Annotated in this window: 22 protein-coding genes, 2 pseudogenes and 1 other annotated feature; of the genes and pseudogenes, 1 reads left to right on the top strand and 23 read right to left on the bottom strand. The window is 38.1% G+C overall.

What is annotated here, in order from left to right; genetic code table 11:
* Positions 1–41: 41 nt before the first annotated feature.
* The 16 genes and pseudogenes from ACQ5H4_RS09685 to ACQ5H4_RS09610 form a co-directional block, all read right to left on the bottom strand.
* Entirely contained in the window at positions 42–1,490 is a 1,449-nt protein-coding gene (locus tag ACQ5H4_RS09685) for an Rne/Rng family ribonuclease (protein WP_430774739.1), read from the bottom strand.
* 45 nt (positions 1,491–1,535) lie between these two features.
* A complete protein-coding gene (locus ACQ5H4_RS09680; protein WP_430774738.1) occupies positions 1,536–2,402 on the bottom strand; it encodes a M50 family metallopeptidase in 867 nt (288 codons plus the stop codon).
* Entirely contained in the window at positions 2,395–3,171 is a 777-nt protein-coding gene (locus ACQ5H4_RS09675; RefSeq protein WP_430774737.1) for a peptidoglycan DD-metalloendopeptidase family protein, read from the bottom strand. Before ACQ5H4_RS09675 ends, ACQ5H4_RS09680 begins: the two co-directional genes overlap by 8 nt.
* A 124-nt stretch (positions 3,172–3,295) precedes the next feature.
* Positions 3,296–4,099 (bottom strand): septum site-determining protein MinD, encoded by an 804-nt coding sequence (minD, locus tag ACQ5H4_RS09670; RefSeq protein ID WP_119709270.1) that lies wholly within the window; start codon positions 4,097–4,099, stop codon positions 3,296–3,298.
* A gap of 1 nt (position 4,100) precedes the next feature.
* Positions 4,101–4,781 carry a septum site-determining protein MinC gene (minC, locus tag ACQ5H4_RS09665; RefSeq protein WP_430774736.1) on the bottom strand — a complete coding sequence of 227 codons (681 nt, stop codon included), beginning with the start codon at positions 4,779–4,781 and terminating at the stop codon, positions 4,101–4,103.
* A 143-nt stretch (positions 4,782–4,924) separates the two neighbouring features.
* Complete coding sequence (gene mreD, locus ACQ5H4_RS09660; protein WP_430774735.1) at positions 4,925–5,443, bottom strand: rod shape-determining protein MreD; 519 nt, start codon at positions 5,441–5,443, stop codon at positions 4,925–4,927.
* Positions 5,440–6,321: a rod shape-determining protein MreC gene (gene mreC, locus ACQ5H4_RS09655; protein ID WP_430774734.1), complete on the bottom strand. Its 882-nt coding sequence runs from the start codon at positions 6,319–6,321 to the stop codon at positions 5,440–5,442. The genes mreD and mreC overlap by 4 nt, the downstream gene beginning before the upstream one ends.
* Before the next feature lie 80 nt (positions 6,322–6,401).
* Positions 6,402–7,424 carry a rod shape-determining protein gene (locus ACQ5H4_RS09650; RefSeq protein WP_119709274.1) on the bottom strand — a complete coding sequence of 341 codons (1,023 nt, stop codon included), beginning with the start codon at positions 7,422–7,424 and terminating at the stop codon, positions 6,402–6,404.
* A 175-nt stretch (positions 7,425–7,599) separates the two neighbouring features.
* Positions 7,600–7,740: pseudogene (locus tag ACQ5H4_RS09645) on the bottom strand (JAB domain-containing protein); the annotation flags it as partial.
* A gap of 104 nt (positions 7,741–7,844) precedes the next feature.
* Positions 7,845–9,083 (bottom strand): hypothetical protein, encoded by a 1,239-nt coding sequence (locus ACQ5H4_RS09640; RefSeq protein WP_430774733.1) that lies wholly within the window; start codon positions 9,081–9,083, stop codon positions 7,845–7,847.
* A 511-nt stretch (positions 9,084–9,594) separates the two neighbouring features.
* Positions 9,595–10,143, bottom strand: a pseudogene (gene radC / locus ACQ5H4_RS09635) (RadC family protein); the annotation flags it as partial.
* A 43-nt stretch (positions 10,144–10,186) separates the two neighbouring features.
* Positions 10,187–10,744, bottom strand: a complete 558-nt coding sequence (locus ACQ5H4_RS09630) for a Maf family protein (RefSeq protein WP_430774732.1) — start codon at positions 10,742–10,744, stop codon at positions 10,187–10,189.
* Positions 10,745–10,928: 184 nt separating this feature from the next.
* Positions 10,929–12,014 (bottom strand): hypothetical protein, encoded by a 1,086-nt coding sequence (locus ACQ5H4_RS09625; RefSeq protein WP_430774731.1) that lies wholly within the window; start codon positions 12,012–12,014, stop codon positions 10,929–10,931.
* A gap of 131 nt (positions 12,015–12,145) precedes the next feature.
* Positions 12,146–13,861: a diguanylate cyclase domain-containing protein gene (locus ACQ5H4_RS09620; protein WP_430774729.1), complete on the bottom strand. Its 1,716-nt coding sequence runs from the start codon at positions 13,859–13,861 to the stop codon at positions 12,146–12,148.
* A gap of 86 nt (positions 13,862–13,947) precedes the next feature.
* A complete protein-coding gene (locus ACQ5H4_RS09615) occupies positions 13,948–15,258 on the bottom strand; it encodes a bifunctional folylpolyglutamate synthase/dihydrofolate synthase (RefSeq protein ID WP_430774728.1) in 1,311 nt (436 codons plus the stop codon).
* A 60-nt stretch (positions 15,259–15,318) separates the two neighbouring features.
* The gene (locus ACQ5H4_RS09610) at positions 15,319–17,964 is read right to left on the bottom strand and encodes a valine--tRNA ligase (protein ID WP_430774727.1); all 2,646 of its coding nucleotides are present in this window, start codon (positions 17,962–17,964) and stop codon (positions 15,319–15,321) included.
* Between the two features lie 43 nt (positions 17,965–18,007).
* Positions 18,008–18,241 (bottom strand) — a binding site (T-box leader).
* Between the two features lie 184 nt (positions 18,242–18,425).
* On the opposite strand from ACQ5H4_RS09610, the gene ACQ5H4_RS09605 reads away from it, so the two are divergent.
* Positions 18,426–18,617 (top strand): hypothetical protein, encoded by a 192-nt coding sequence (locus tag ACQ5H4_RS09605; protein WP_371321643.1) that lies wholly within the window; start codon positions 18,426–18,428, stop codon positions 18,615–18,617.
* 8 nt (positions 18,618–18,625) lie between these two features.
* Here ACQ5H4_RS09605 and ysxE read toward each other — a convergent pair whose 3' ends face one another.
* From ysxE to ACQ5H4_RS09570, 7 genes are all read right to left on the bottom strand, one after another.
* On the bottom strand, positions 18,626–19,675 hold the full coding sequence (gene ysxE / locus ACQ5H4_RS09600; RefSeq protein WP_430774726.1) for a spore coat protein YsxE: 1,050 nt from the start codon (positions 19,673–19,675) through the stop codon (positions 18,626–18,628).
* A gap of 66 nt (positions 19,676–19,741) precedes the next feature.
* Complete coding sequence (spoVID, locus tag ACQ5H4_RS09595; protein WP_430774725.1) at positions 19,742–20,899, bottom strand: stage VI sporulation protein D; 1,158 nt, start codon at positions 20,897–20,899, stop codon at positions 19,742–19,744.
* Positions 20,900–21,043: 144 nt separating this feature from the next.
* Positions 21,044–22,330 carry a glutamate-1-semialdehyde 2,1-aminomutase gene (gene hemL, locus ACQ5H4_RS09590; RefSeq protein ID WP_430774724.1) on the bottom strand — a complete coding sequence of 429 codons (1,287 nt, stop codon included), beginning with the start codon at positions 22,328–22,330 and terminating at the stop codon, positions 21,044–21,046.
* A 24-nt stretch (positions 22,331–22,354) separates the two neighbouring features.
* The gene (gene hemB, locus ACQ5H4_RS09585; RefSeq protein ID WP_430774723.1) at positions 22,355–23,332 is read right to left on the bottom strand and encodes a porphobilinogen synthase; all 978 of its coding nucleotides are present in this window, start codon (positions 23,330–23,332) and stop codon (positions 22,355–22,357) included.
* On the bottom strand, positions 23,329–24,114 hold the full coding sequence (locus ACQ5H4_RS09580) for a uroporphyrinogen-III synthase (protein WP_430774722.1): 786 nt from the start codon (positions 24,112–24,114) through the stop codon (positions 23,329–23,331). Before ACQ5H4_RS09580 ends, hemB begins: the two co-directional genes overlap by 4 nt.
* Positions 24,111–25,046, bottom strand: a complete 936-nt coding sequence (hemC, locus tag ACQ5H4_RS09575; RefSeq protein ID WP_430774721.1) for a hydroxymethylbilane synthase — start codon at positions 25,044–25,046, stop codon at positions 24,111–24,113. The genes ACQ5H4_RS09580 and hemC overlap by 4 nt, the downstream gene beginning before the upstream one ends.
* A gap of 23 nt (positions 25,047–25,069) precedes the next feature.
* Positions 25,070–25,903, bottom strand: a complete 834-nt coding sequence (locus ACQ5H4_RS09570) for a cytochrome C assembly family protein (protein ID WP_430774720.1) — start codon at positions 25,901–25,903, stop codon at positions 25,070–25,072.
* Positions 25,904–25,917 lie beyond the last annotated feature (14 nt).

Below are 25,917 nucleotides of genomic sequence, written 5' to 3'. Positions count from 1 at the left end.
TCATATTTTAACTCTTATTGTCAATACAAAAAAGCTCACCGTTAGATGATCTTCGTAATTTTATAGAAAGGTTTATGGTTCGATATGATAACAAAACGAAGCGATACATGGATTGATTCTTCCATTCTCTTCAGATGTTTTCCTTCCAAACCTGAAAACACATTTTTTACTTCTTCCGTAGTTTCAATGGTAACAGACTCGTAATCAGTCCCTCTTAGCTCCCAAAGCTCTCGTTCCAACTTGAAAGCAAGCGTTTCTGCACTTAACACACTTCCCGTCCCATCACAGACCTTACATTTTTCAGTTAAACCTTCAGAAAGTGCTACTTTTGTTTTTTTCCTAGTAAGCTGCATGATACCTAGCTGAGTAAATCCAACAATATTTGTTCGTTTATGATCCTTTTGCAAAGCTCTTTCCAGTTTCTTTTGAACCATTTCTTGGTCACTTATATTCTTCATATCAATAAAATCAATAAGAATAATTCCACCAATGTCCCTTATTCTTAATTGACGTGCAATCTCTTCTGCTGCAAGCTCATTTGTCTTCAGAACGGTATCTTGAAGATGATTTTTCCCTGAATACTTTCCTGTATTCACATCAATAATGGTAAGAGCTTCCGTTTCATCAATCACTATATATGCACCGTTTGACAGCCAAACGACACGTCTTAATGCTTTTTCAACTGAGTCTTCAATCCCGTATGCGGAAAATATATTTTGTTTCTCATGAAAATATATAATTTCACATACTAGATCATCAGAACCACCTGCTAATAGTTTATCCCTTAGGCTAATGTCGTCAATCACAATGGTGGCAGACTTCATTTTTTTACATTCTTCCCTAAGTTCCTTAATAAAGTGCTCACTTTCATGAACAACCATCGGTTTCTTTACCATCTTCAAAGATTTTATGAGTTCATGATACCGACTTCGTAAATGGTGAAGCTCTGTTTCAATTTCCTCTTTTTTTGCATCCGAACATGATGTACGAAAAATGAGCCCTTCATGCTCTTCTTTCAGTTCATGTCCTATTTGACGCCAGCTTTCTCTTTGCTGTGAATCTTCTATTTTTCTTGAGACAGCCACATAATAGCCATTTGGCAGATACACAATATTCTTTCCATTAATTTCAACAATCCCTGTTAAACGTGGTCCTTTATCACCGCTTGCATCTTTTTCCACCTGAACAAGAAGTCTCTCCCCTTGATGGACAAATGATCCAATCGCTTTGGTCTCTTTTACCGTTTTTTCATCTTTTGATGATAGAAATGTAACGAGCTTATCTCTATGTAAGAACCCTTGCTTTTCTTCACCAATATCAACAAAAGCAGCATGTAACCCTGGCATGACTTTCGTTACTGTACCTAAATATATATTACCAACGAGCGACTGCTGCTTTGGTTGTTCTATATACAGCTTCTCAACTCTTTGATCCTTGAGTATCGCATAGCGTTTTTCTCTACCTATATAATTCACAATAATCTTATCCAACATCTATTCCTCACTTTATCAATACGTCACCTTTATTATCATAGTTCAATATTCATAAAGCAAATCCTTCATTCTTGCCATCAAAAGTTTATCTGCAAAGTAAGCATGTAACAATTCGTTTTCATCAAGCAATCTTTTCTCCTGTCCATCATTCTCAATGATTATTGGATGCTTACAGCCTCTTTGAAATTTTTCAAGTACATGAATAATTAGCTCATCCTCTTCCACCTTTATGGGAATGAGTGTTCCAAAGGTATCCTTTTTCCCATAATAGCGTTCAAGTAAAAACCGAACAAACACATATCTTCTTTGCTTCCATTCATAATACAAAGAAAACAAAAGAAACGAGATGATGATCCAAACATTAAGATTTAAAGGTTCTGTGACCATAATGACAGCACTAAATAATAATAAAACATAGAAAGAGAGGAGAAGTGTTTGTTTGAATGCGATTGGAAAGGGCTTATTGATAGAAAGCCATAAAAAAATGAACTTCCCACCGTCTAATGGCCAAATAGGAAGCAGATTAAATAAAAATATCATTACATTATACTGTATAAACATGGAAAATAAATGATCATTCAAAAGTCCAACCTGATGAAGCAGATAGGCAATAGCAACAAGCCAAATGTGTTGTATAGGACCAGAAAGTACGACGATCGCTTCTTCTCTTAGAGGCCTGTTTCCGTGTTCGTCCATCTCTGCCACACCACCAAAAGGTAGCAACGTGATTTTTTTAATTCTCCATGAAAAATAAGAAGCAGCTACCCCATGACCTAGCTCATGTATAAAGATAATGATTAAGAGTAGAAGGAGTTCATAAAAGTGACCAGTTAATACAGACAAAGCCACGACTACCCACAAAAGTGGATGAATATGAATTTTTGAAAAAAGCTCAATCATTTTATTCAACCTGAATCACCTGGAAAGGATCTATAAATTCATTTCCTTCTTTTAAGGCAAAGTAAAAGGAACCTTTTTCGCCATCATCACTATCCATCGCTGTTCCAATTTCTTTTCCTTTTTCGATGTATTCATAAAGATTAACTGAAATATCATCAAGATTTCCATACCAAGTCTCACTCTTATCACTGTGCTGGACAATAACCGTTTTCCCAAATCCCTCTTTCACACCAGCAAATTCAACCATACCACCACCCATCGCGGTAACAGCCGCACCTTTAGGTGTTTCAATGGTTACCTTTTGTCCGTCTTCACCAAATTCCTCTAGAATCTTCCCTGACGCTGGTAGGGCATATGGCTCCGACTCCTGATTCATTTCCTCTGATTCATTATTGGTAAACGGCAATAGTGCAAGAGGCTTTCCAAACTGATCTTCATACCAGTTTGATACTGTCGTAAATTGAAAGTCCTTTTCCATGTTTATCGACACAAATTCTCTAACACTTTCAAATCTAGCGTCATTATTTCTAAAAATAATCGCTACTAAGAACACCAAAATAGTAGAGGCTAGAATTTTAAAAATAAATACTTCCTTTCGAAATAGAGGATGAAGCTCTTCTCCTTTCCCACTTTCATATGTGGGAATCCGATCATATCCGTGCGTTTCTTCCGTTTCTGGCAGCAACAGCCTTGAATGAGCAACGGTTTGTGTAAGCCTGTCCCTTTCCCTCTTTCGCTTTGCAATACGTTTACGAATATCATCCGGTCTTGACCCCATGGTTTCCCCACCATTCCTTTTACGTTTTGTACAAGTTTATGTGCAAAAGGACAAACCTATGACAATACAATTCATTTACACGTACTAAGAAACCAAATAAAAAAACCGAGAAACAATCTCGGTTTTACTTAACACCAAAAAATTTTTTAATTTTTGTAAATACACCTTTATCACTATCATCAAGCTGTTGGAGTGGTATTGATTCTCCTAATATTCGGCGTGCAATATTTCGATAGGCGATCGATGCTTTTGAGTTAGGATTAAGAGCGATTGGTTCACCATGATTAGATGCTTTAATAACTTCATCATCATCTGCGACTATTCCGATTAAATCAATGGATAGGTGTGCTGTGATTTCGTCTACATCAAGCATATCTCCATTTTTCATCATATGACTGCGGATACGATTGATTACTAGTTTTGGTGCCTCCACATTTTCTTCCTTTTCTAGAAGTCCAATGATTCTGTCGGCATCCCTTACAGCTGAAACCTCTGGTGTGGTTACAACAATAGCTTTATCCGCACCTGCAACTGCATTTTTATAACCTTGTTCAATTCCCGCTGGACAGTCAATAATGATATAGTCATAGTCCTGTTTCAAATTGTTAATCAATGTTTTCATTTGTTCAGGCTGAACTGCCGTTTTATCACTTGTTTGTGCAGCTGGAAGTAAGTATAGTAGGTCGTCAAATCTCTTATCTTTAACTAACGCTTGATGAATCTTACAGCGGCCTTCCACGACGTCAACTAAATCATAAATGATTCGGTTTTCAAGACCCATCACAACGTCTAAGTTTCTCAATCCGATATCTGTATCAACAAGGCAGACACGCTTCCCTTGTAAGGCTAGTGCTGTTCCAATATTTGCAGAAGTAGTCGTTTTCCCTACTCCACCTTTTCCCGAAGTTACAACAATGGCTTGTCCCATTTTAGCGTCCCCCTTCCAGCTTCGTTAAGTTTGGTCTTAGCTGAGATAATACTTGTAATCTATCAATAATAATGTGATCGTTTTCATCAATATAGGCACATTCCATTACCCGTTTCTCTTTATCTGTTCCATAATCTGGAGAACGGTTAATGCAATGACTAATTCTGATTTGTGAAGGATTCATCACTGAGGCGACAACGACAGCATTTGAGTTTCCAAAGCATCCTGCGTGAGCAATTCCCTTTAGCGCTCCCATAATAAAGATATTTCCGCCTGCTCGAACGGTCCCACCAGGATTCACATCTCCCACTAAGAGCAGATCACCTGGTGCTTCTAGTACTTGCCCTGAACGAATAACTTTAGCTACTGGGATGATCTCATTTGCTGCTATTGCTAGCTCGGCTTCTTCCCTTGTCATTACATTTGATTGAATTAATTCAACGACTAAATTCTTTTTTTGACGTATTAAATTTTTAATTTCTTCTTGCTGATCTTCTGTCAAGTATCGGTTACCTACTTGAACTCGAACAGATATTAAAGGACGATCCTTATTAGCTAACGAATTTTCAGTTAATTTGGAATCTAATTCTCTCTTTAATTCTTCATAAGAGCAAAGATCATCTAAGTGTAACGTTAAACCATCCTTTGTTCCTTTTATTAGCACATTTTGTGTCTTCTTCATGTTAAGTTGGTCACCTCAATAGAAAAGCATCCCTCGATGTTAAGCAAACTTAAGAATAAGCTCAATACGAAACAAGCTGACATATATCTTTATATTATTTCGACCTTAAGCCCCAGAAATCCTTTTTTGATCGCATCGATTTTTTATTCATTTCTAAGTTCCTCTGCATATTTATCAAACTGTCGTTTTAGGAGAAAGGAAACCAAAATCGTAAATGCTAAATTTAATATCAAGGTTGGATAAAGCCTCTCCTGTAAGAAAGTTTGAAAATCCATTTCAGTCACTTTTAATAAAAAATTTAACTCATACACACCTAGTTCAAGTAGAATGATTCCCACCATGCTGGTTAATGAAACTACAACAAGATGATTATGTATAAGCTGCATCGTCTTTGAAACAAAATAAGCGATCAGTGGATACAAAAAGAAATATATCCCAATCACTTCTGTATAGACAATATCAAAGAGCAGCCCAAAAATAGCCGCATACAGGATCCCCTGTTTCTTTCCACCATAAACAGTTAAAAACAATAGAACCACTAAAAGAAAATGAGGGACGATGATACGATCACTATTAAAAAGCTGTGGAGAAAAGAGCTCGACAAACAAACTCTCTAGAATGAAAAAAAACAATACAAAAATAGGAAGAAGGAGTTTTTTCACAATTCCTCCTCCTCTTCACTAGAAATATCACTTAAATCTGGTGTATTCGTCTTAACTGTAACAACCATAACGTGACGAATATCATAAAAATCGGCACCTGGCTCTATATACGCAGTTTGGTTTAATCCAAATTCATCTGGAACGACTTCAACCACTTTACCAACAGGTAAATTCTTTGGAAAAACTCCACCTAGTCCGGAAGTAGTAACAATCTGGTCTTTCTCTATTTTCGCATCATACGGAAGCCTCTTAAGTTTAAGGAGTTTCCTTTCCTCATCATATCCTTCAATGGTCCCATAAGTTTCTGTTTCACCTATTATTTTTGCAGAAATTCGATTTGTTGGGTCATTTGCACTTAATAGCTGAATGGTCGAGGTGAATTGACTCGTGCTTTTCACCTTTCCAATGAGCCCATTTGCAGTGATAACCGCCATATTTTGTTGGATACCTTCTTGTTTCCCCTTATTAATAACGAGTAGTTCATGCCATCTTTCAGGGTTTCTACCAACAACGATGGCCTGCACAGGATCAAATGCGCTTAGATCTTCCTTATTATCTAGAATCTCTCTTAACTCTTTATTCTCTTTTGCTAGTGTTTGAACATCTACCTCAAGCTGAACTAACTCGTCTAGTCTAGCTTTTAATTCCTTGTTCTCTTCATATGTATTTTGCAAGTCTCTAACATTCTCAAAGAAACCTGCTACATAATTAGCAGGACGCGAAAAGGCCGATTGTACCCATCCTGTCGTATCTTTAATAAATTGTTCAGGCCATGTTAACTTCTCTCGCTCTCTTATTGAAAAACCGATTAATGCCACGAGAATAATGATGCTAACTAGTAATATGATAAGGCGTTTATTTGATAAAAATTGTGGCATGTCTTACACCTCAAGTGAAAATATTTTCCCACACAGGGGTATTCCCTCACTCCTTAGGGAGTGAGGGAAAGATCATTTGCTTATCGTGTTTCTGAAGCTTTATTTTTAAAGAGATGAATATGATCAAGAGCTTTTCCTGTACCTATTGCCACACAATCAAGTGGGTTTTCAGCAATGAGTACTGGCATATTGGTTTCTTCGCTAATCACTCGGTCTAAATTACGAAGAAGCGCACCTCCGCCTGTAAGGACAATCCCACGATCCATAATATCTGCAGCAAGTTCTGGTGGAGTTTTTTCCAATGTAACCTTAACCGCATCAACGATTGCATATACCGTATCATGAAGAGCTTTCGAGATTTCCTCCGCTCTAATTTCAATCGTTTTCGGTAGTCCTGTTAACAAATCACGACCACGTATTTCCATATTCTCAATGCCTTCAGGGTCACCCGCACTTCCAATTTCCACTTTAATCGTTTCTGCTGTACGATCACCGATCAGAAGGTTGTACGTTTTTCGAATATAATTAATAATTGCTTCATCCATTTCATCTCCAGCAATGCGAATGGACTGACTAGTCACGATACCGCCCAATGAGATAATAGCAACCTCAGTTGTCCCGCCTCCGATGTCGACAACCATACTTCCTGTAGGCTCCCATACAGGGAGATTTGCTCCAATTGCAGCTGCAAACGGTTCTTCTATCGGGTATGCATCCCTAGCACCAGCTTGACGAGTTGCATCAATCACTGCTCTCTGTTCTACAGCCGTTATACCTGATGGTACACATACCATTACATAAGGTTTGCCTGAAAAGAGTCCCTTGCTTTTGTTTGCTTGATTTATGTAATATTTCATCATCGTTGCAGTTGTTTCATAATCAGCGATAACACCATCTTTCATTGGTCTAAGAGCTACCACATTACCTGGTGTACGGCCAATCATATTTTTCGCGTCGTTCCCTACTGCTACAATATGTTTGGTATCTGTTTGCAGCGCAACAACAGAAGGCTCCCTTACAACAATCCCTTTTCCTTTCACATACACAAGTGTATTTGCTGTTCCTAAATCAATCCCAAGATCTCTTGTTCCTATTCCAAACATGAAGTATCTCCCTTTCTCATCCAAATCGTCGAATAAAGTCATCCGTCTAATGGTTTGTCCAATATGGAAATTCACTTTTGCTAGTCAAAGCTATTTATTATGAATTCATCTTAGTGTTTTATTGCAAAAAAATCATAAAGCTTATTATATCGCATCGTCAAATAAATTCATAGTGTCATAAATAGCCTTTTTCCTTTAAACTGACAAATTTATTTTCCCCAATAATCAAATGGTCAAGAATTTCTATGCCTAATATTTTCCCACATTCTGCTAGTCTTTTCGTAACCTCAATGTCCTCCTTGCTAGGAGTAGGATCGTAGGGTAGGAGAAAAGCGCCAAATAACAGTTACTGGTTTCTTCTCTCCTCCCACAGAACCGTACGTACACCTTTTAGCGTATACGGCTCGCCAGCTACAAGGCTTAATATCTCAAAAAGGAAAACTCAGATAATTTAATAAATGGATATAAGCGTTCAACTTCTCCTTCCACTTTCACTTTTATACAAAGATCACCTTGTTGATACGATTTCATTTCTAGACTAACTTTGTTAACTGAACACTTTCTTTTCCTTGCTATCGTTCTGATAAAACTGCCTCTAGCTAAGGAGAATAGTTTAGAGAGGTCATGCCAATTACTTGCTCCTCTATACATCATAACTACCTTTATTAATTCAAAATGATACACCCGCATAATTTGACGTTCCGAGAGGTTGATTAATGCCGGTCGAGGTATAGGGAGAAAATCTTCCATCTTTCCGTATTTTTTTGATAGTCTCTTTAATGTAACGAAAGGAATCTTAAAAAGAAGAGTGTTAGTTTTCCTACACGAAATCATCTCATATCCACATAAAAAAGCAGATTCCTTGAGATTGGAAAGGGTCAAGGAATATTCTTTGTTTTCATATAAAAGTTTCAAGCTAAAAGCTCGTTGTACCTCATTAAAAACCTGGACTGCTTCGTCTTTTGAACCTTTAAATGTCATGAAGAACTGTTCAAACTCTTCGAAATACTTGAACGTTCCTAAGGTAGTATTTGCAATTTTCCCCTTATTCAATTTCATTTTCAATAATAAATCCACTTCTTGAAAATAAATAGAGTAAAGTATTGATTTAAGAGATGTACCTTTGTTTGTAGTTTCTTTATCGATTAATCCTGAAAATATTGCATTATGAAGGAGGAGGAAGAAACGTCGGTCACTTACCTTATTTTCAATATTTTTCAGGAGCTGATGGTACCAAAAAGGAGACTCTTTATGATTTATATTTCCTAAAATCAACCAGGTTTGGTCACTCCAATTTCTTTTTACTTCTTTGAGAGATTGATTCAGTTCATCCTTATTATAGTGAGTTTCTTTAAATATGGTTGTAAGAATTACCTTGATTACCTCAAGGACCATTAACTCTCTATAAGATGGAGAAATTGAATCCTGTAACTTGTCCCTATGATTATCGAAACGGAACATTCCCTTTTTTAGATTTAAGATGATTTCATCGATTTCTAACATAGGAAAATCAGTTGAATTTTTCAGATCATATAATTGTTTTTGTGCCCTTATCCATAAATCCTTCTTATACATAAGACGATAGCAATCCGTAATTTGTTTCCCTTTTTGTATAGCCATTTTCAAAACGTCTAATTGTTGAAATGGATTTTTTGCCATGTTCATGACACCTTTCAAATGAACGAATTGTAGCCTGTCACCCTTCCCCTTGCTAAACCCATTACAGGTAAACGTTGAGTACTATGGTGACTCCGTTACCATATACAACCTTTGTTGCACTTAGGCAATCCCTGAATTATGCAACATAATAGAACGTGATGGTTAGGTACCCCTTTTGACGTTTTACTCTTTATAGAGTATAGAAGGACAATCCTTACAATCGTAAAAAGTCAGGAGAACTCCTACGATATTGTCCTCGTTACCTGTTAGCTATCATAAGTAACGGCGTACCCTTCGCTCCTTCGCCTAGGATTCAAGCAGTCTAGCCTTTACCATACATCACTTGGTCTGAGAAACTGACTCGATATGATAGCAAATCGTCTCTTTCCCTTTTCACATCATGCTTTTTTCCCTTTACAGGTTTCCCTTTCAGGTAAGATGCTGACCATAGAACCATGTAAGGAGTTCTAATTCTTTTAGAATGCTATTATGCGGCACCATACAGGCGCACTCCTGATGGATGATTATGTGCACATATTACAGAAGCTGCAGAACGTTTTATAGCTTCCTTGTACAACTCGCGAGGATGAACGATGGAAGCATTTAAGCTCCCAATAAAGACTGTTTTTTTATGGAGGACTTGATTTTTTGTATTAAGATATAGACATACAAAATGTTCTTGACTAAGGAATCTCATATCCTGCATGACATACTTAGCACCATCTTCAGGTGAACGAATGACATACCGATCATCATAATTCAAGTTTGTTATTCGCCTCCCTATTTCTACGGCAGCAAGTACTTGAATAGCTTTAGCCATCCCAATCCCTTTAATTTGGGTCATTTCATCTAAGGTCGCTTCTTTTAGAAGCCTAAGTCCTTCAAAATGATTTAATAGTCGATTGGCCAATTGAAGAACAGACTCTTCTTTTGTTCCCGTTCTCAAAAGAAGAGCAAGAAGTTCATGGTTTGAAAGGCTTTCTGGACCGCTTTTTACAAAGCGCTCCCGGGGACGGTCTTCATGGGGATAGTCCTTAATCATCATAGCTTCTGTTCGCATTTCGTACCTCCTAGTTTTTTGGGAGGGCGACTTAGAACCTTCATCACCTAAAAGGTTTTAATTCGCGGACAAGACGTGCTATCGGTAATCCAACGACCGTAAAATAATCACCTGAAATTCGTTTCACTAAAGTGCTACCGAATCCCTGAATACCGTAGCTTCCTGCCTTATCGTACGGTTCACCGGTACTTATATAGGAGTGAATTTCTTCGTCAGTTAACTCCCAGAATGTTACATCCGTCTTTTCATAAAAAGTCGTTGTTCGAACAGCCGATACAATCGCAACTCCTGTGTATACAGAATGTGTCGAACCAGATAATTTCCTTAACATCTCAAAAGCTTCGGTTGGGTTATTAGGTTTCCCTAAAATTTCACCTGCCACAACAACGATCGTGTCTGCACCAATGACGATAGCTGAAGAATCATTTTTTGACACATGCTTTGCCTTACGCTCTGCTAAATTAATAACTACTTCTTGTGGTGCAAGTTCAGAATGAAAGGTTTCATCCACATCACTTGCTTTAACCTCAAACGGGATTTGAAGAATGGATAACAGTTCCTTTCGTCGAGGAGAGGAAGAGGCTAAAATGAGGCTTTGCATAAGATCACCTTACCTTTTTATTTGGATCATAGGGGAGATACCTTTTTATCGTAACAAAAAATAGAATGCCAGTCATTTATTAACTGACCTTTTTTCTAAAAAAAAACAGAGCTTGTCAATGGATTGACAAGACTCTGCTATTTTTTCGCCATTTCCCGGAAAATATCCGAAAATGTCGATATTTTTATTTTTCTGATTGGTATAAGGACAAAAAGCTTAATAAATGCTGCTGAAGCTCAGCACTCTTCTCTTTTGATGGATTTATAGCTACAGTTATTGCTTTATCTATTTCCTCTTTGATCTGAATAAATCTTTCACTTTTAATTTCATTACTATCAATTTTATCCCACTCGACTTTCATTTGTGTGACAGTATTTGATGCGTCTTCAGGAATGGATTGTTCAAGTGTGAGACTTGTACTAATTGTCACTAGTGGTGCATATAATTGTGATGCCTGTTCTAGTAACTTTTGTTCCGTACTGGTGATTTCGTTTAGCTGAATGCCACCGACTTGTATTTCTTTTGCATATATATCGTCGATGCCTTTTTCCATTAAACCTTCACCAATTGCTTTACCACTTTCTTTCGTTACACCAATGCCAACAAACAGATAACTTCTATCTGTAGTAACGACTGAAGAGGGAATTTCTTTTTGATCAAGAACTTTCTTGCCTTCATTTGCTGCTTCAACAGAAGAATAGGCACTTTCTTGGACAACAAAAGTAGAAACAACCGGTAATGTATAACTTACTACATTCGCCTGTTCGCTTTGTTGTTCCGTAGGGGGAACCGTCGTAACTACTTCTTGTCCTCCAAGCGTCTGGTCACTTATGACAAGTCTTAAGAGGATAAATCCAAAGCTCATTCCAATGATTACGGCAAAAAAGAGGGCAAAGAAAATAGAAGGAGATAGATTATTTTTATTTTTCTTAAGGGCCTTGATCACGCTCTTTCCCTTATTGGGTTTACTAGTATAGCTAGCAATCTTGTACTCCTCTAGTTCTGGTTCCTCGCTAGTTTCTGGGAGAATCCAGTCAAAGTCTTCTTCATTCTTTTCAGCAGAAGCCGCTGCCACTTCCTCATAATTCGGTTCCTTTATATGTCCCTTTTCTACTGGTCGTTTATTGAATTCTAGTTTTCGACCATCATCTTCGACAAAAGTTTTACTAGAAGTCATTTTTTCTGGTTTTAGATTTTGCTTATTCTCTTGATACATTCTTGATTTACCATCAATTTTAATCGTGATAGTATTTTTTTTCTGGTTTTCCACTACATTTGCCTCCTTCGAAGATGAGTGCTTGTTTCATCCTATCATAGAGTACAAAAAAAATAACAAGACTTTTGTCGTCTTGTCATGGAATGATTTCGCCAAATTTCTTGGTTATTTTTGTAATTTCTATTTTATTTTACGTATTGAGCTACTCTATTTCTTCCCGCACGCTTCGCACCTACATATAATGCACGGTCCGCGTGTCGTATTAATGATTGAGGATCTTCCGCATCATCCGGGGATGTGGCTACTCCAATTGATGCTGTAATGTTTACTAGTAGCTTTTTATTTTTCTCCGAAATATGTTGTTCAAGGGTAAATGGCCAATTAGCTATCGTTAATCGTACAAGCTCAGCCAGTTTGAGAGCCTCTTGCTTATCTACATCAGGTAAAAGTATCGTAAATTCCTCTCCACCATATCTCGCAACCGTTCCCTTTTTTTCGACTAAATTCTCTAATCGACCAGCTAATTCTCTTAAAATTTCATTCCCACTTTGGTGCCCATATGTGTCATTTACTGACTTAAAATGATCGATATCTAACAAAATAAGAGAAATTTTCTTTCTTTCAGTAGCCATCAACTTCGCGTACTCTACTTGCAGCTCATTATCTAAGTATCGATAGTTGTACAGATTAGTAAGTGCGCACCGCTCACTAATTTCTTTTGTCTTCTCATAATGTCTCGCATTCTCCACCGCTACCGCTAAATAAGAGCATAAAATTTCAAGAATCATTAGCTGTGATTTTTCGTACGCCCTTTTTTCAGAAGAAGCTAGCAATAAGATTCCAACCGCCTCGTTGCTTTTAACAATAGGAACGCAAAGTACACTCTCCATATTCAGAGAAACCGGTTCCTTTGTTATAGGTTTCCACTCTTTGCTGCTCGAGAAAATAAGAGCATTCTTATCTGCCCAAACCTTCCCACCAATTCCTTCTCCTTTTTTTAAAGGTTTCATGGTATTGAAGGATCGAAACTCTTCATGGTTTCTCTCCATCCGAATGATGTGCAATTGACCATTCTCTTTATCAAACACAAATGCTTCATCTACTGGAAGCAGGGTTTTTAATTTTTGTAAAAAGAGTCCTAATACTCCGTCCACATCAAGTCTTTCAGCAAGCTCATGTCCAATTTCTGCCGCTTTTTGGAGATAACTATTCACCTTTTCTGTGGAGTAGTAGAGGTTTAATATGATCGATAAACTAGCAAACGGGACTCCAACAAATAATAGAGCCACAACGCCCACCTCGATATATAACGTGTATAGAACTAGCCCTATAGGCAAAGTAAGGGTAGATGTAATAGTCTCCCAGATAAAATCCTTACCAAAGTACTGCTGTTTTTGCTTAAACAAAGCATATCTTATACCCGATAGAATCAACTGATTGAGAGCGTAATTTACGACTGCATAAGTAATCGCAATCAGTAGCAGCTTCGGATTCTCTACCAAAGCAATGCCATGAACGCCACCTAAAGCATAATAAATCACTCCACTAAATAACGAGCAAATAAAAAACATAAGTGAATTAAGAGGAAAACGATATAATTGCTGTTTCGTGACACGAAGTTTAATTAAAAGGACAATGATACCAAATTGCACAAGAATCATTTCATAAAATAATCCAAATGTTAGAAAAACCGCCAATGATACCCATTGAATAAGAAAAATAGGAGTATTATTTACAACCATTGGGACAGATGCAACGAAAGAGATTAGCAAAAGAAAAGCTAATAGATCTAAATCTACCCCACTAATTAATGGTGGGAAAAAGGAATATGTTAAATAGAGCCCAATTGGTACAATTGATAGCCAAGATATCCAAATAATTTTCTTTGCTTTTGGATCCAATTCCTTCCTCCTCCTTTATTAATGGGTGAAAAGACTTACATTTACGTTAAGTTTATCAAAGATTCAGATATTTGTCATAGTTTATTTTACATTGATTCTAGTAGCTTTAGTAATTTGGGTTTAACCTCTGCTAAGAAATATAGCGACCCCGTAATAATAAGCACTTGATTCTCCCTTAGATGGAGTAAGTTCTCTTCAATACTTAGCTCCCAATCCATGTTTTCTTTTTTATTTTCAGACAAACTAATCGAATAGAGTTCCTTGCTGGTTGCTGCACGTGGAAAATCAAAGGATACGAAGGTAATTTGAGAAGCGATTCCATCTAACTCTTGAATCATTCCATCTAGCTTTTTATCTCTTAACGCCGCAAAAACGATATGGATTTCCTTATCACTGTAGCGTTTCTTCGCTTCACGGACCAATGTGTGAATTCCCTCTTCGTTATGAGCTCCATCAATAATAATCGTCGGGTCATTACTTACTACTTCAAATCTCCCTGGCCAATAGGCTTTTTTTATGCCCTTTATAATAGATGTGAAATCAATGACAAATTGCTTCGTATCATTTAATAGCTGAGCAGCCATAATCGCTAAAGAAGCATTTTCGATTTGATGTTTACCTATCATCGTCGTTTGAATTGAAGGCCAGTTTTTATCAGCCATCTTCCAATCAAACTCTTCACCATTTGTTAATGACTGATGGTTGTGAACATGAAAGTCTTCCCCTAATACAAAACAATCTGCATTCTCTTTCAATGCTTTCTTTTTTATTACTTGTAAGGCCTCTGTTTGGTGTACAGCTGTAATAATAGGTACATGCGGCTTAATAATTCCAGCTTTTTCAAATGCAATTTTCTCATGGGTCTCACCTAAGATGGCAGTATGGTCAAGACCAATGCTAGTAATTATCGACAGAACCGGATTTATAATATTTGTTGAGTCAAACCGTCCACCTAGCCCGACCTCATATAGTACCAGATCAACCGAGCACAACTCACCAAAATAATAGAGTGACATAGCTGTAATGACCTCAAATTCCGTTGGTGCCCCTAGTTCCGTTTGCTCAAGTTCATCACTTAAAGGTTTTATTATATTGACTAAACGAACAATATCATCGTTAGAAATAGGCTTTCCATTTACACTAATTCGTTCGTTAAATTGCTCAAAATATGGGGAAGTAAAGGTGCCAATCGTATAGCCCTGTTCTTCTAAAATGGATCTCAAAAATGTAACAGTCGAACCTTTTCCGTTCGTCCCCCCAATATGTACGGAGTGAAAATGTTTTTCTGGATGACCAAGCCTGTCCATCATCCATTCCATTCTTGTAAGCCCCGGCTTGATTCCGAGCCTTAATCTAGCATGAATCCATGCCACTGCTTCTTCATAGGTCAAAAACATGATGGTTCACCTTTCATAATTTAGTGGGACGAATCTATTTTAGATTCGTCCCACTAAATATTATAGTCCTTTTAATTCATTTAAACGTGTTTCTACAAGTGCTCGTTTTTCCATGTAGTCTTTCTCTTTTGCACGCTCTTCATTAATTACTTTTTCAGGAGCCTTCTTTACAAAACCTTCATTGCTGAGTTTCTTTTGAACACGTTCTACCTCTTGGGTAAGCTTAGCGTATTCCTTTCCTAGTCGAGCAATTTCTTCCTCTATATTTATTAGTCCAGCTAGTGGAAGAATAATTTCTGCTCCTGTTACAACAGCTGTCATCGCCTTCTCTGGCTCATCAACTACCGTCCCAATGACTAATTCTGCAGGATTACAGAAACGCTCAATATATGCACGGTTCTTTTCCAACACAGCAGAGATCATGTCGTCTTTACCTTTTACAATCATGTTGATTTTTTTGCTTAGCGGAGTATTTACTTCCGCACGGATATTTCGAACAGAACGAATAATCTCAACCAACAGCTTCATATCAGAAGCAGCTTGATGATCATTTAATTCCTCACTTACTACTGGCCATGATGCAACCGTAATTGACTCTCCTTTATGAGGAAGGTTCTGCCAGATTTCTTCTGTGATAAAAGGCATGAAGGGGTGTAGAAGCCTCATCGTTTGATCAAGTACATAAGCTAATATAGATCTTGTTGTTAATTTTGCCGCTTCATCCTCACCATAAAGTGGAAGCTTCGCCATTTCGATATACCAATCACAGAAGTCATCCCAAATGAAGTTGTATAGAACACGACCTACCTCACCAAATTCATATCGATCTGATAGTCTTGTTACGGTTTCAATGGTTTCATTCAGTCTTGTTAAAATCCATTTATCCGCTACAGACTTTTCACCACTTAAGTCAATTTGTTCATATGTTAAACCGTCCATATTCATTAAAGCAAAACGCGAGGCATTCCAGATTTTATTAGCAAAGTTCCAAGTTGCTTCTACCTTTTCCGTGCTATAACGTAAATCTTGCCCTGGAGAGCTACCGGTTGATAAGAAATAACGCAATGAGTCTGCTCCATACTTATCAATTACTTCCATCGGGTCCACACCATTTCCAAGTGACTTACTCATTTTCCGTCCTTCCGCATCTCGAACAAGTCCGTGAATAAGGACATCTTTAAATGGGCGTTCTCCTGTGAATTCCAAGCCTTGGAAGATCATTCTAGATACCCAGAAAAAGATAATATCGTAACCAGTTACAAGACATCCGGTTGGATAGTAACGCTTGTAATCACTTGATTCGATATCTGGCCAGCCCATCGTTGAAAACGGCCAAAGAGCAGAACTGAACCATGTATCTAATACGTCCTTATCCTGTTCCCAGTTTTCAATATCTGCAGGAGGCTCATGATCAACGAGCACCTCTCCTGTTTGTTTGTGATACCACGCTGGAATACGGTGGCCCCACCAAAGCTGGCGAGAAATACACCAGTCACGAATGTTTTCCATCCAGCGCAGGTACGTGTTCTCAAATCGGTCAGGAACAAAATTCACTTTATCTTCTTTTTTTTGTAAGGCAATTGCTTCATCTGCTAAAGGTTGCATTTTAACGAACCACTGTGTTGATAAATATGGCTCAACAACTGCACCACTTCTTTCTGAGTGCCCAACTGAGTGCAAATGCTCTTCAATTTTAAATAATACGTCATCTGCTTGAAGATCTTTAACAATTTGCTTACGACACTCGAAACGGTCTAACCCTTGGTATTTACCAGCATTCGCATTCATCGTACCGTCTTCGTTCATCACAAGTACACGTTCAAGATGATGTCTATTTCCAATTTCAAAGTCATTCGGGTCATGTGCCGGAGTTATTTTCACTGCGCCTGAACCAAATTCCATATCTACATAGTCATCACCAACGATCGGGATTTCACGACCAACAATTGGCAAAATAACTGTTTTACCAATCAAGTCCTTATATCTCTCATCCTCAGGATGAACAGCAACTGCCGTGTCACCAAGCATGGTTTCTGGTCTTGTGGTTGCCACTTCAATGAATCCTGAGCCGTCACTTAAAGGATATTTCATATGGTAGAAAGCACCTTGAACATCCTTATAAATAACTTCAATATCAGAAAGCGCTGTTTTTGTTGCTGGATCCCAATTGATTATATACTCTCCTCTGTAGATAAGACCCTTTTTATATAAAGAAACGAAAACCTCTCTTACTGCTTTCGACAAGCCTTCATCCAGCGTGAAACGCTCTCTGCTGTAGTCAAGACCTAGACCTAACTTTGACCACTGCTCACGAATATGACTCGCATACTCTTCTTTCCACTTCCAAGTTTCTTCTACAAATGCCTCACGACCAAGATCATATCGACTTTTTCCTTCGGCACGGAGCTTTTCTTCTACCTTTGCTTGTGTTGCAATACCAGCGTGGTCCATTCCTGGCAACCACAATACATCATACCCTTGCATACGTTTCATTCTCGTAAGAATATCCTGCAAGGTGGTATCCCAAGCATGCCCTAAGTGTAGCTTTCCTGTTACGTTTGGTGGTGGAATAACGATTGTATATGGCTCTTTCTCTTGGTCATTAAGTGCTTGAAAGTATTTTCCCTTTAGCCACCAATCGTATCGACCACGTTCAATCGTATTTGGGTCATATTTGGTTGGCATTGTTAATTCATTTGTTTCCATTTTGTTCCCTCCTAAGCTAAATACAAAAAAACTCCAATCGTCTAAAAAGGACGAATGGAGTTTGCTTCGCGGTACCACCTTTTTTCCAATCAATAAACAACCATGATTGGCTCTTAAAATAGATAACGGACTTCCCGTCTTTCACTACAAAGCATAGCTGTTCGTAAAAGATGCTCAAGGGCGACCTTCAATTGGAACGCTTAGAAAACCTTTCAGACGCGAGTTTCCCTCTCTTAAAGCGAGTAACCAACCTACTCTTCCCTTTCAAAGCAGATTTCAGTATTCAATTATGTAAGTTTAAAGATGTGAATCTTCATTTTATACTCCATATACTACATAAAAAAGTATGTTAACGTCAATAAGGATACCCATATTTTTTTATAACCATACATAGAGTAATGGAAGAAGCATTTTTTTACTATCGTCTATGGTTTTACTTTATGAACATAGGAGGGATTGGTGTGAAAAGAAGGTATAATCCTTATACATTACCACCATGGTTAAGGACTGTGAGAGGCGTATGCAGACAATTCATTCTCCCTTTTTGCATCTTTCAAGGAATTCGAACCATTTTTCTTCCAACAACATTTGATGTATTGTTTCTAGCCATACTCATTGCTCTAGCTATTGCATTTCACTTTGAATTTATTTAGGGAGCCCATTAACTTTGGGCTCCCTCGTTACTTTGAGCTGCTGCTGCAGCTTGTTTTTTTTGTCTTTCAATTTCCTCAATACGCATGACAACGTACTCAGAATTTTTTAATAACCAAAATTGTTTCTGTAGCCTTTGAACGAATTTTCTTTCATTATGTTCTTTTGATTTATAATACTCTTCTACCACCCTTAACACGGGGCCAGGGTGAGCAAAATACCCTAATAATAAAAGCATTTCGTCATCTTTTAATGGAAAGTACTTTAAATACACATATAACCAGTCTATGCAGTCATCGCAACGCTTTGGAAAGGTATTTAACAGTCTTGATAAAAAAGGTAAAATATCATGAATAGCAGCTCCTTCTCTGCTGCCTTCAAGATTAATAAAGTATCCATAACCTCTATCGTCATAGAGAAAATGCTCAGAAGAGATCTTACCATGAACCACTACCGCCCTAGCCTTCGTTTCTTCCTTTGTTAGCTCGAACCATTCTTTTAGCTTGTTTTTGGAATATGTTAGTGCTTGACGAATGTCATTGTAATACAAGCAAAACAAAAGTTCGGTAGGGGACATATATTGTTTTCCTTCACACGCTTCAATATAGCCTTCAATAAATTCCGTCTCTTTATCCCAAAGTGATGAAAGAGACGTATAATGTTCCTCTTTTTCTTTGGGATCAATGGTCACTTCATGAAGGGACAATGTATGAAGCCTTGCTAGCTCCCGAAAGAGCTGTTGATTTCTTTCATTCCTGTTTTCTTTTTCCTCATTGGGTAACCATGGCATAAGGTAATATAACGCTTGATTATGCAAAACCGCATAGCGTCCATCAACTGTTGGATAAACAGGGACAATCCGATTGTATCCTTTCTGATAGAGATATTGGATATGCCTAATAAAATCGGTTCCGTGTTTAGGAGCTATCTTTTTTAGAGCAAATACTCCTTTATCACTATAAACACGATATATTTTCCCAAATCTCTCAATAAAGTGTGGCTTTACGCCGTAATTTTTTAACACCGGCTCCATTTGCTGCAAATAATTAACATTCGACAAGGAGGCTCAACCCTTCCATTAAAAACAACAAGGGCAGGAGTTTTCACCTGCCCAATGGTTGTTCTTCTATTTATGGGCAATAGGAATAGGTATATAAAGTACTTGCCCTTCGTATATATCTTGATTTAACTCAAGATGGTTTACCTTAAGTAATTGTTGTACAGGTACTTCGTAACGTCCCGCTAATTGTTCGACCGTTTCTCCGCTTTGAACAATGGCTACACGAAGTTTTGTTAGGTCTTCCGTCTCCTCTTTTCGAGCAAAAAACTCGGTTAAAGACATCCCCTTTTTTGAAGATTTCTTTTTCTTAATCTTAGGTTGAGGAGGTGAAGAAGAAGATTCTTCTTCCGTTTCTGGCTGGCTTTCTGCTTGTGGTTGAATTTCTGTCACTGGTTGTGGCTGAAGTTCGGCTTCTGGTAGAGGCTGAAGCTCAACCTCTGGTGCCTCCTCAACAATTTCTTCTGCAAGCTCTTGAGGTCCTTCACTTCGAGCTGCTGAAAAAGTAATTTCAGGCTCCTTTGCTTCGTTCACAGGAAGTTGTGGTGCTTCAAAAAGATCAACCGCTTTATTTATTGAAACCACTTTTTCCTCTGTGTCATCTGCTGATTTTCTCGCTTCCACAGCGAACGGTTCATACTCATGTTCCAAAATCGTTGGTTCCTCTTGTAGTTCTGTACGAAGCTCATTAGATAATTCAACATTTTCATCTATCTCATCAACGGTTGCTTCTCGGTAAGCAACCTCAAGTTGAACTTCCTCCACTTCTGCATCTTCATGTACTGGTTTGTGTTGCTGATCACCATAAAGACCCGTAATCGTTAAATCGGCAGTTAGCTTCATACAGCTTCTTTCTTGGAAAAGATAATCAAAGCTTTCCACTTCAACATGGATGTCATCAATGCTTTGAATACGGTTATTAGGAATGGTTATATCTACCGGAAAACGGTGTGAAAACTCATAAAGTCCCTCTTCCCTCTCCTCCACATGATGAACGAACTTCGGAGCAGTAAACAAATCCTCCTCCTCATTAGTGCCATCATTGTAACGCTGATATTCCCCTGTTAATTCTAATGCACCTTGAATGGTGACATATTGTTCGTTTTCATGAATCGTAATATTTGGGTCAAGTGAAATAGAAACTAACTCCTCTACTTCCTGTCCCTTTTGAAACCACACCGATTCTTCTAATGAAAATCGCAAGCACGACTCGTTACCCTGAGACAAAGCGACTCCTCCCTTCATATCCTATACGTTTAATCACTATGTCATTATCACTCTATGAACTAGTGAATATTTTTATGAATAAAAGTAATCGCTAAGTGTGTGTTTACAAAAAAAAGAGACCCAAAAGAGTCTCTATCCTTATATTTATCTTAGCTTAGAAAAGGCAATTTCAATGGCTTTGATTGTTTTTTCAATATCTTCGTTACTATGAGCTGTTGAAAGGAACATTCCTTCAAATTGAGAAGGTGGTAAGAATACTCCCTGGTTTGCCATTTCTTGATAATAAGTAGCGAAATAATCAAGATTTGATGTTTTGGCTTGCTCGTAGTTTGTAACAGCTTCGTTTGTAAAGAAAAATCCAACCATCGAACCCACACGGTTAATGGTGTGAGGAATATCGTGTTTTTCTGCAGCTGCTCTTATTCCCTCTTCAAGTAATGCTGCTTTACGCGCAAACTCCTCATAATGATCTGGTGTTAGCTGACTTAGTGTTTCTAATCCTGCTGTCATAGCAAGAGGATTACCAGAAAGGGTTCCAGCCTGGTATATTGGCCCACTTGGTGCGATTTGCTCCATAATTTCTGCTCTTCCTCCGTAGGCTCCAACAGGAAGCCCACCACCAATAACTTTTCCAAGACAAGTTAAATCTGGAGTAATCCCAAAATATCCTTGTGCACAGTTATATCCAACTCTAAACCCGGTCATTACTTCATCAAATATTAAAAGTGCCCCATATTGAGTAGTAATATCTCTAAGGCCCTCTAAAAATCCTGGTTGAGGTAGAACAACTCCCATATTTCCTGCAACAGGCTCTACTATGATTCCAGCAATATCATCGCCGAATTGCTCAAATGCATAGCGAACACTTTCCAAATCATTATACGGAACCGTAATCGTATTTTTTGCGACCCCTTCTGGAACACCTGGGCTATCAGGAAGACCTAATGTCGCCACCCCAGATCCTGCTTTTATTAACAGAGAATCACCGTGACCATGGTAACAACCTTCAAATTTTAAGATTTTATTTCTCCCTGTATATCCACGAGCTAGTCGCAGAGCACTCATAGTAGCTTCCGTTCCTGAAGAAACCATACGAACGATTTCAATAGACGGAACTCTTTCTTTTACTAATTTAGCTAGTTTCGTTTCAATCAAACTAGGAGCACCAAAGCTTGTACCAAGTTCTGCCACCTTTTTAATCGCTTCAACCACACGATCATTTGCATGCCCCAAGATTAAAGGTCCCCAAGACAAAACATAGTCAATATATTCGTTTCCATCTATATCATAAATTTTCGAGCCTTTTCCTCTCTCCATAAAAATCGGATCCATTTTAACCGATTTAAACGCTCGAACAGGACTGTTTACACCACCAGGCATAAGTGTTTTTGCTTCAGCAAAAGCTTCAATAGATTTAGAATAAGAGCGCATAGGAATCCCTCGTTTCATCAAATATTAGTTTTCTTTTAACCATCTTGCTGCATCTTTGGCATGATAAGTGATAATAAGGTCCGCACCTGCTCTTTTCATACCTGTTAGCATTTCCATTACAATATTCTTTTCATCAATCCACCCGTTCTGAGCAGCCGCTTTAACCATTGAATATTCTCCACTCACATTATAGACAACGACAGGCAAGTGAAAATTATTCTTTATATCACGTACAATATCCAGGTATGGCATTCCAGGCTTCACAATAAGGAAGTCTGCTCCTTCCTGTACATCTGAATTCGCTTCTCTTAAGCCTTCCATTCGATTAGCTGGATCCATTTGATACGTTTTACGATCTCCAAATTGAGGTGTGCTTTCAGCCGCTTCACGAAATGGTCCATAAAAAGAAGAAGCATATTTAACAGCGTAAGACATAATTGGGATATCCTCAAAGCCGGCCTCATCTAAGCCTGCTCTTATAGCCGCAACAAATCCGTCCATCATATTTGAAGGAGCTATAATATCCGCTCCAGCTTTTGCTTGGCTAACTGCTGTATCTGCTAATAATTTCAATGATGGATCATTTAATACTTTCCCACCTTCAATTACTCCACAGTGACCATGACTAGTGTATTCACACAAGCATGTATCAGCAATAACAACAATTTCAGGATACTGTTCTTTTATGACTCGAGTCGCTTCCTGTACAATTCCATGATCATGGAAAGCACCCGTACCGCACTCATCTTTTTCATTTGGGATTCCAAATAAAAGGACAGACGTAATCCCAAGTGCTGCTACTTCATCCATTTCAGTTTTTAATTGATCCAATGATAGCTGAAAAACTCCTGGCATAGATAGAATGGCATTTTTTATATTTTCACCTTCTACTACAAAAATTGGATATACCAAATCTTCAAGGTGCAAATGGTTTTCGCGAACCATTGTGCGCAAAATTGCTGTAGTTCGTAAACGACGGTGACGTGAAAATGAATGATTCATTTGTTCTCCCTCTTTCTTATTATTTTCATCATACTTTGTAGCATATGATCAATTGTATATGTATCTGGCATGGCGTCCACACGTAATCCTAACGCATTAGCCCGTTGAAAAGTAATAGGCCCAATACACATAAAAAGACAATGATCAATAGTAGACAATATATTCATCTCTTTCACAACAGCCATAAAATGATCAACTGTCGAAGGACTAGTAAAACTTATGATATCTATCTTCTTTTCTGTTAACGCCTTCACTAAAGCATCCCGACTGCTGTCAGGAAAAAACGTTTCATAAATGACTAGTTCATCCACATGGGCTCCCTTTTTTTCAAGGGTAGTAGAAATAAGTTCTCTAGCTAAGTTTCCTTTAGGAATTAGAACATTCGTCCTTGCGTTTATACGCGGTGAGAATTCTTCAACAAAAGCTTCAGCTACATATTCTTTTGGCTTAAAGGCAACAGTTACTCCTTTTCTAACTAAGGCTTCCTCCGTTTTTTCACCAATAGCGGCAATCTGTATATGCTCGAGGACGGTCGGGTTGATGTCAAAAGAAAAGAATGTTTCTACAGTCACATTACTAGTAAAAATGATCCAATCATATTTATGTAGTTTCTTACGCAGGAAGATAGCCAGATTGTCTGAAGCAACTGGTCGAAAGGAAATAAGAGGGATTTCCACTGGAATCCCCCCATATTTCTTGACTAAATCTGAAAATGGTTTTGCATGCTTTTTTCCTCGCGGAACAAGAACCTTCATTCCATTGAGAGAGTAGTCATCACTCATTCACTATCAAGCTCCACTTTCACCGCGTCAATTAAGGCTTTTCCTCCGTTAGCAATTAATGCATCTGCCACTAGCTCCCCTAACTTTTCAGGATCTTGTCCACTAGCTGATTCCTTTAAGATAGTTTTTCCATCTGGAGTTGCAACAAGCCCTGTAAGAGAGATATCACCGTTTTCTTCAACTTTTGCATACCCCGCAATTGGGACCTGACATCCACCTTCCATCTTTTGAAGAAACGCTCTCTCGGCAGTTACCGCTTGTTTGGTTTTCATACAAGTAAAACGAGATAATAAGTTAAGTAGTTGCTCATCGCTTTCACGGCATTCTATCGATAGTGCACCTTGACCAACTGCTGGGATACATACTTCATCATCAATAAACTCTGAAACTACCTCACTTGCCCATCCCATTCTGGAAAGGCCTGCAGCAGCTAAGATGATTGCGTCATATTCTCCCGTTTCTAATTTTGCTAATCGTGTATCAATATTTCCTCGTATCCACTTTATTTCAAGATCTGGTCTGATCGCAAGAAGCTGTGCACTGCGACGAAGACTGCTTGTGCCTACAACAGAACCAGGCTTTAATTCTTTAATAGGCGTGTGGTTTTTAGAGATAAGTGCATCTCGATGATCCTCACGAAATGGAATACAACCAATAATTAGACCTTCCGGCAAGACAGCTGGCATGTCTTTCATACTATGTACCGCCATATCTATTTCTTCATCAAGCATTGCCTGCTCAATTTCCTTAACAAATAACCCTTTTCCACCAACTTTAGATAGTGTTACATCAAGGATTTTATCCCCCTTCGTAACAATTTCTTTTACTTCAAATTCAAAGGATGGGTCTAATTTCTTCAACTGCTCAATCACCCAGTTTGTTTGTGTAAGTGCAAGCTTACTTCGTCTGGAGCCAACTATAATTTTCCGCATGTAAACCTCCTATGTATGTATCCTTATGTGTACCAAAAGTGGAAGGATGATAAGTTGCCGATTAAAAAGAAATTGATCAAAACAATTAAGAATGAAGCAATATTCCAAAGAGCCAATGACCTTCCGTACAGCTCCTTACTAACACGTAAGTATAAATAAATGCTATAGGCAATCAGTACACCGAAAGAGCCAATTACCTTTGCATCTAACCAAAACATTTCAGGAATTTTCAAGTATGCCCATTGAATTCCTAAAATGACTGCTAGCATTAGCATAGGCACACCAATGACATTTAAAACATATGACATATGCTCAAGCTTGGATAAATCAGTAATTCTTAGCAGCCTAGCTCCCCACTTCTTTTTCTTTAGTAAATTGTATTGAATCAAATAAAGAAAAGAGAAAACAAAAGAAAGAGAAAAAGCGCCATAAGAAAGAATCGCAAGTGTTATATGAATCAACAAAAGCTCTGAGATGAGCTGCTCGGCCATCACATGAGATTCAAATTGTACTGGTGCAAACGTATGAATAGCTAGAATGATAAACCCCAAAACATTTGTAAAAAACACAATGAAATCAACACGAAGTAACCGATTGATTCCTAATGATAAAGTAATTAACACCCAAGCATAAAAATAGAGCCCTTCAAATATGGTAAGTACCGGGAAACGGCCGGTTTTTAGCATATACAAAAATAAAAACATCGTTTGAAGTAACCACACAAATGCAAGTAACCAGAAGGCAACACGATTTGCCTTCCGGTTATGGTGTAAGAAATCAATAAAATATAAGAGCACACTCAAAGCATACAGGACAACGGTCAGCTCATGCAGCCTTGTCATATAGTAGTCAAACATTCGCTTCTCCTCTT

The sequence above is a fragment of the Bacillus coreaensis genome, from assembly GCF_050586445.1.
In the GTDB taxonomy this organism is placed as follows: domain Bacteria; phylum Bacillota; class Bacilli; order Bacillales; family Cytobacillaceae; genus Robertmurraya_A; species Robertmurraya_A coreaensis.
This window is presented reverse-complemented; position numbering and strand designations above follow the sequence as displayed.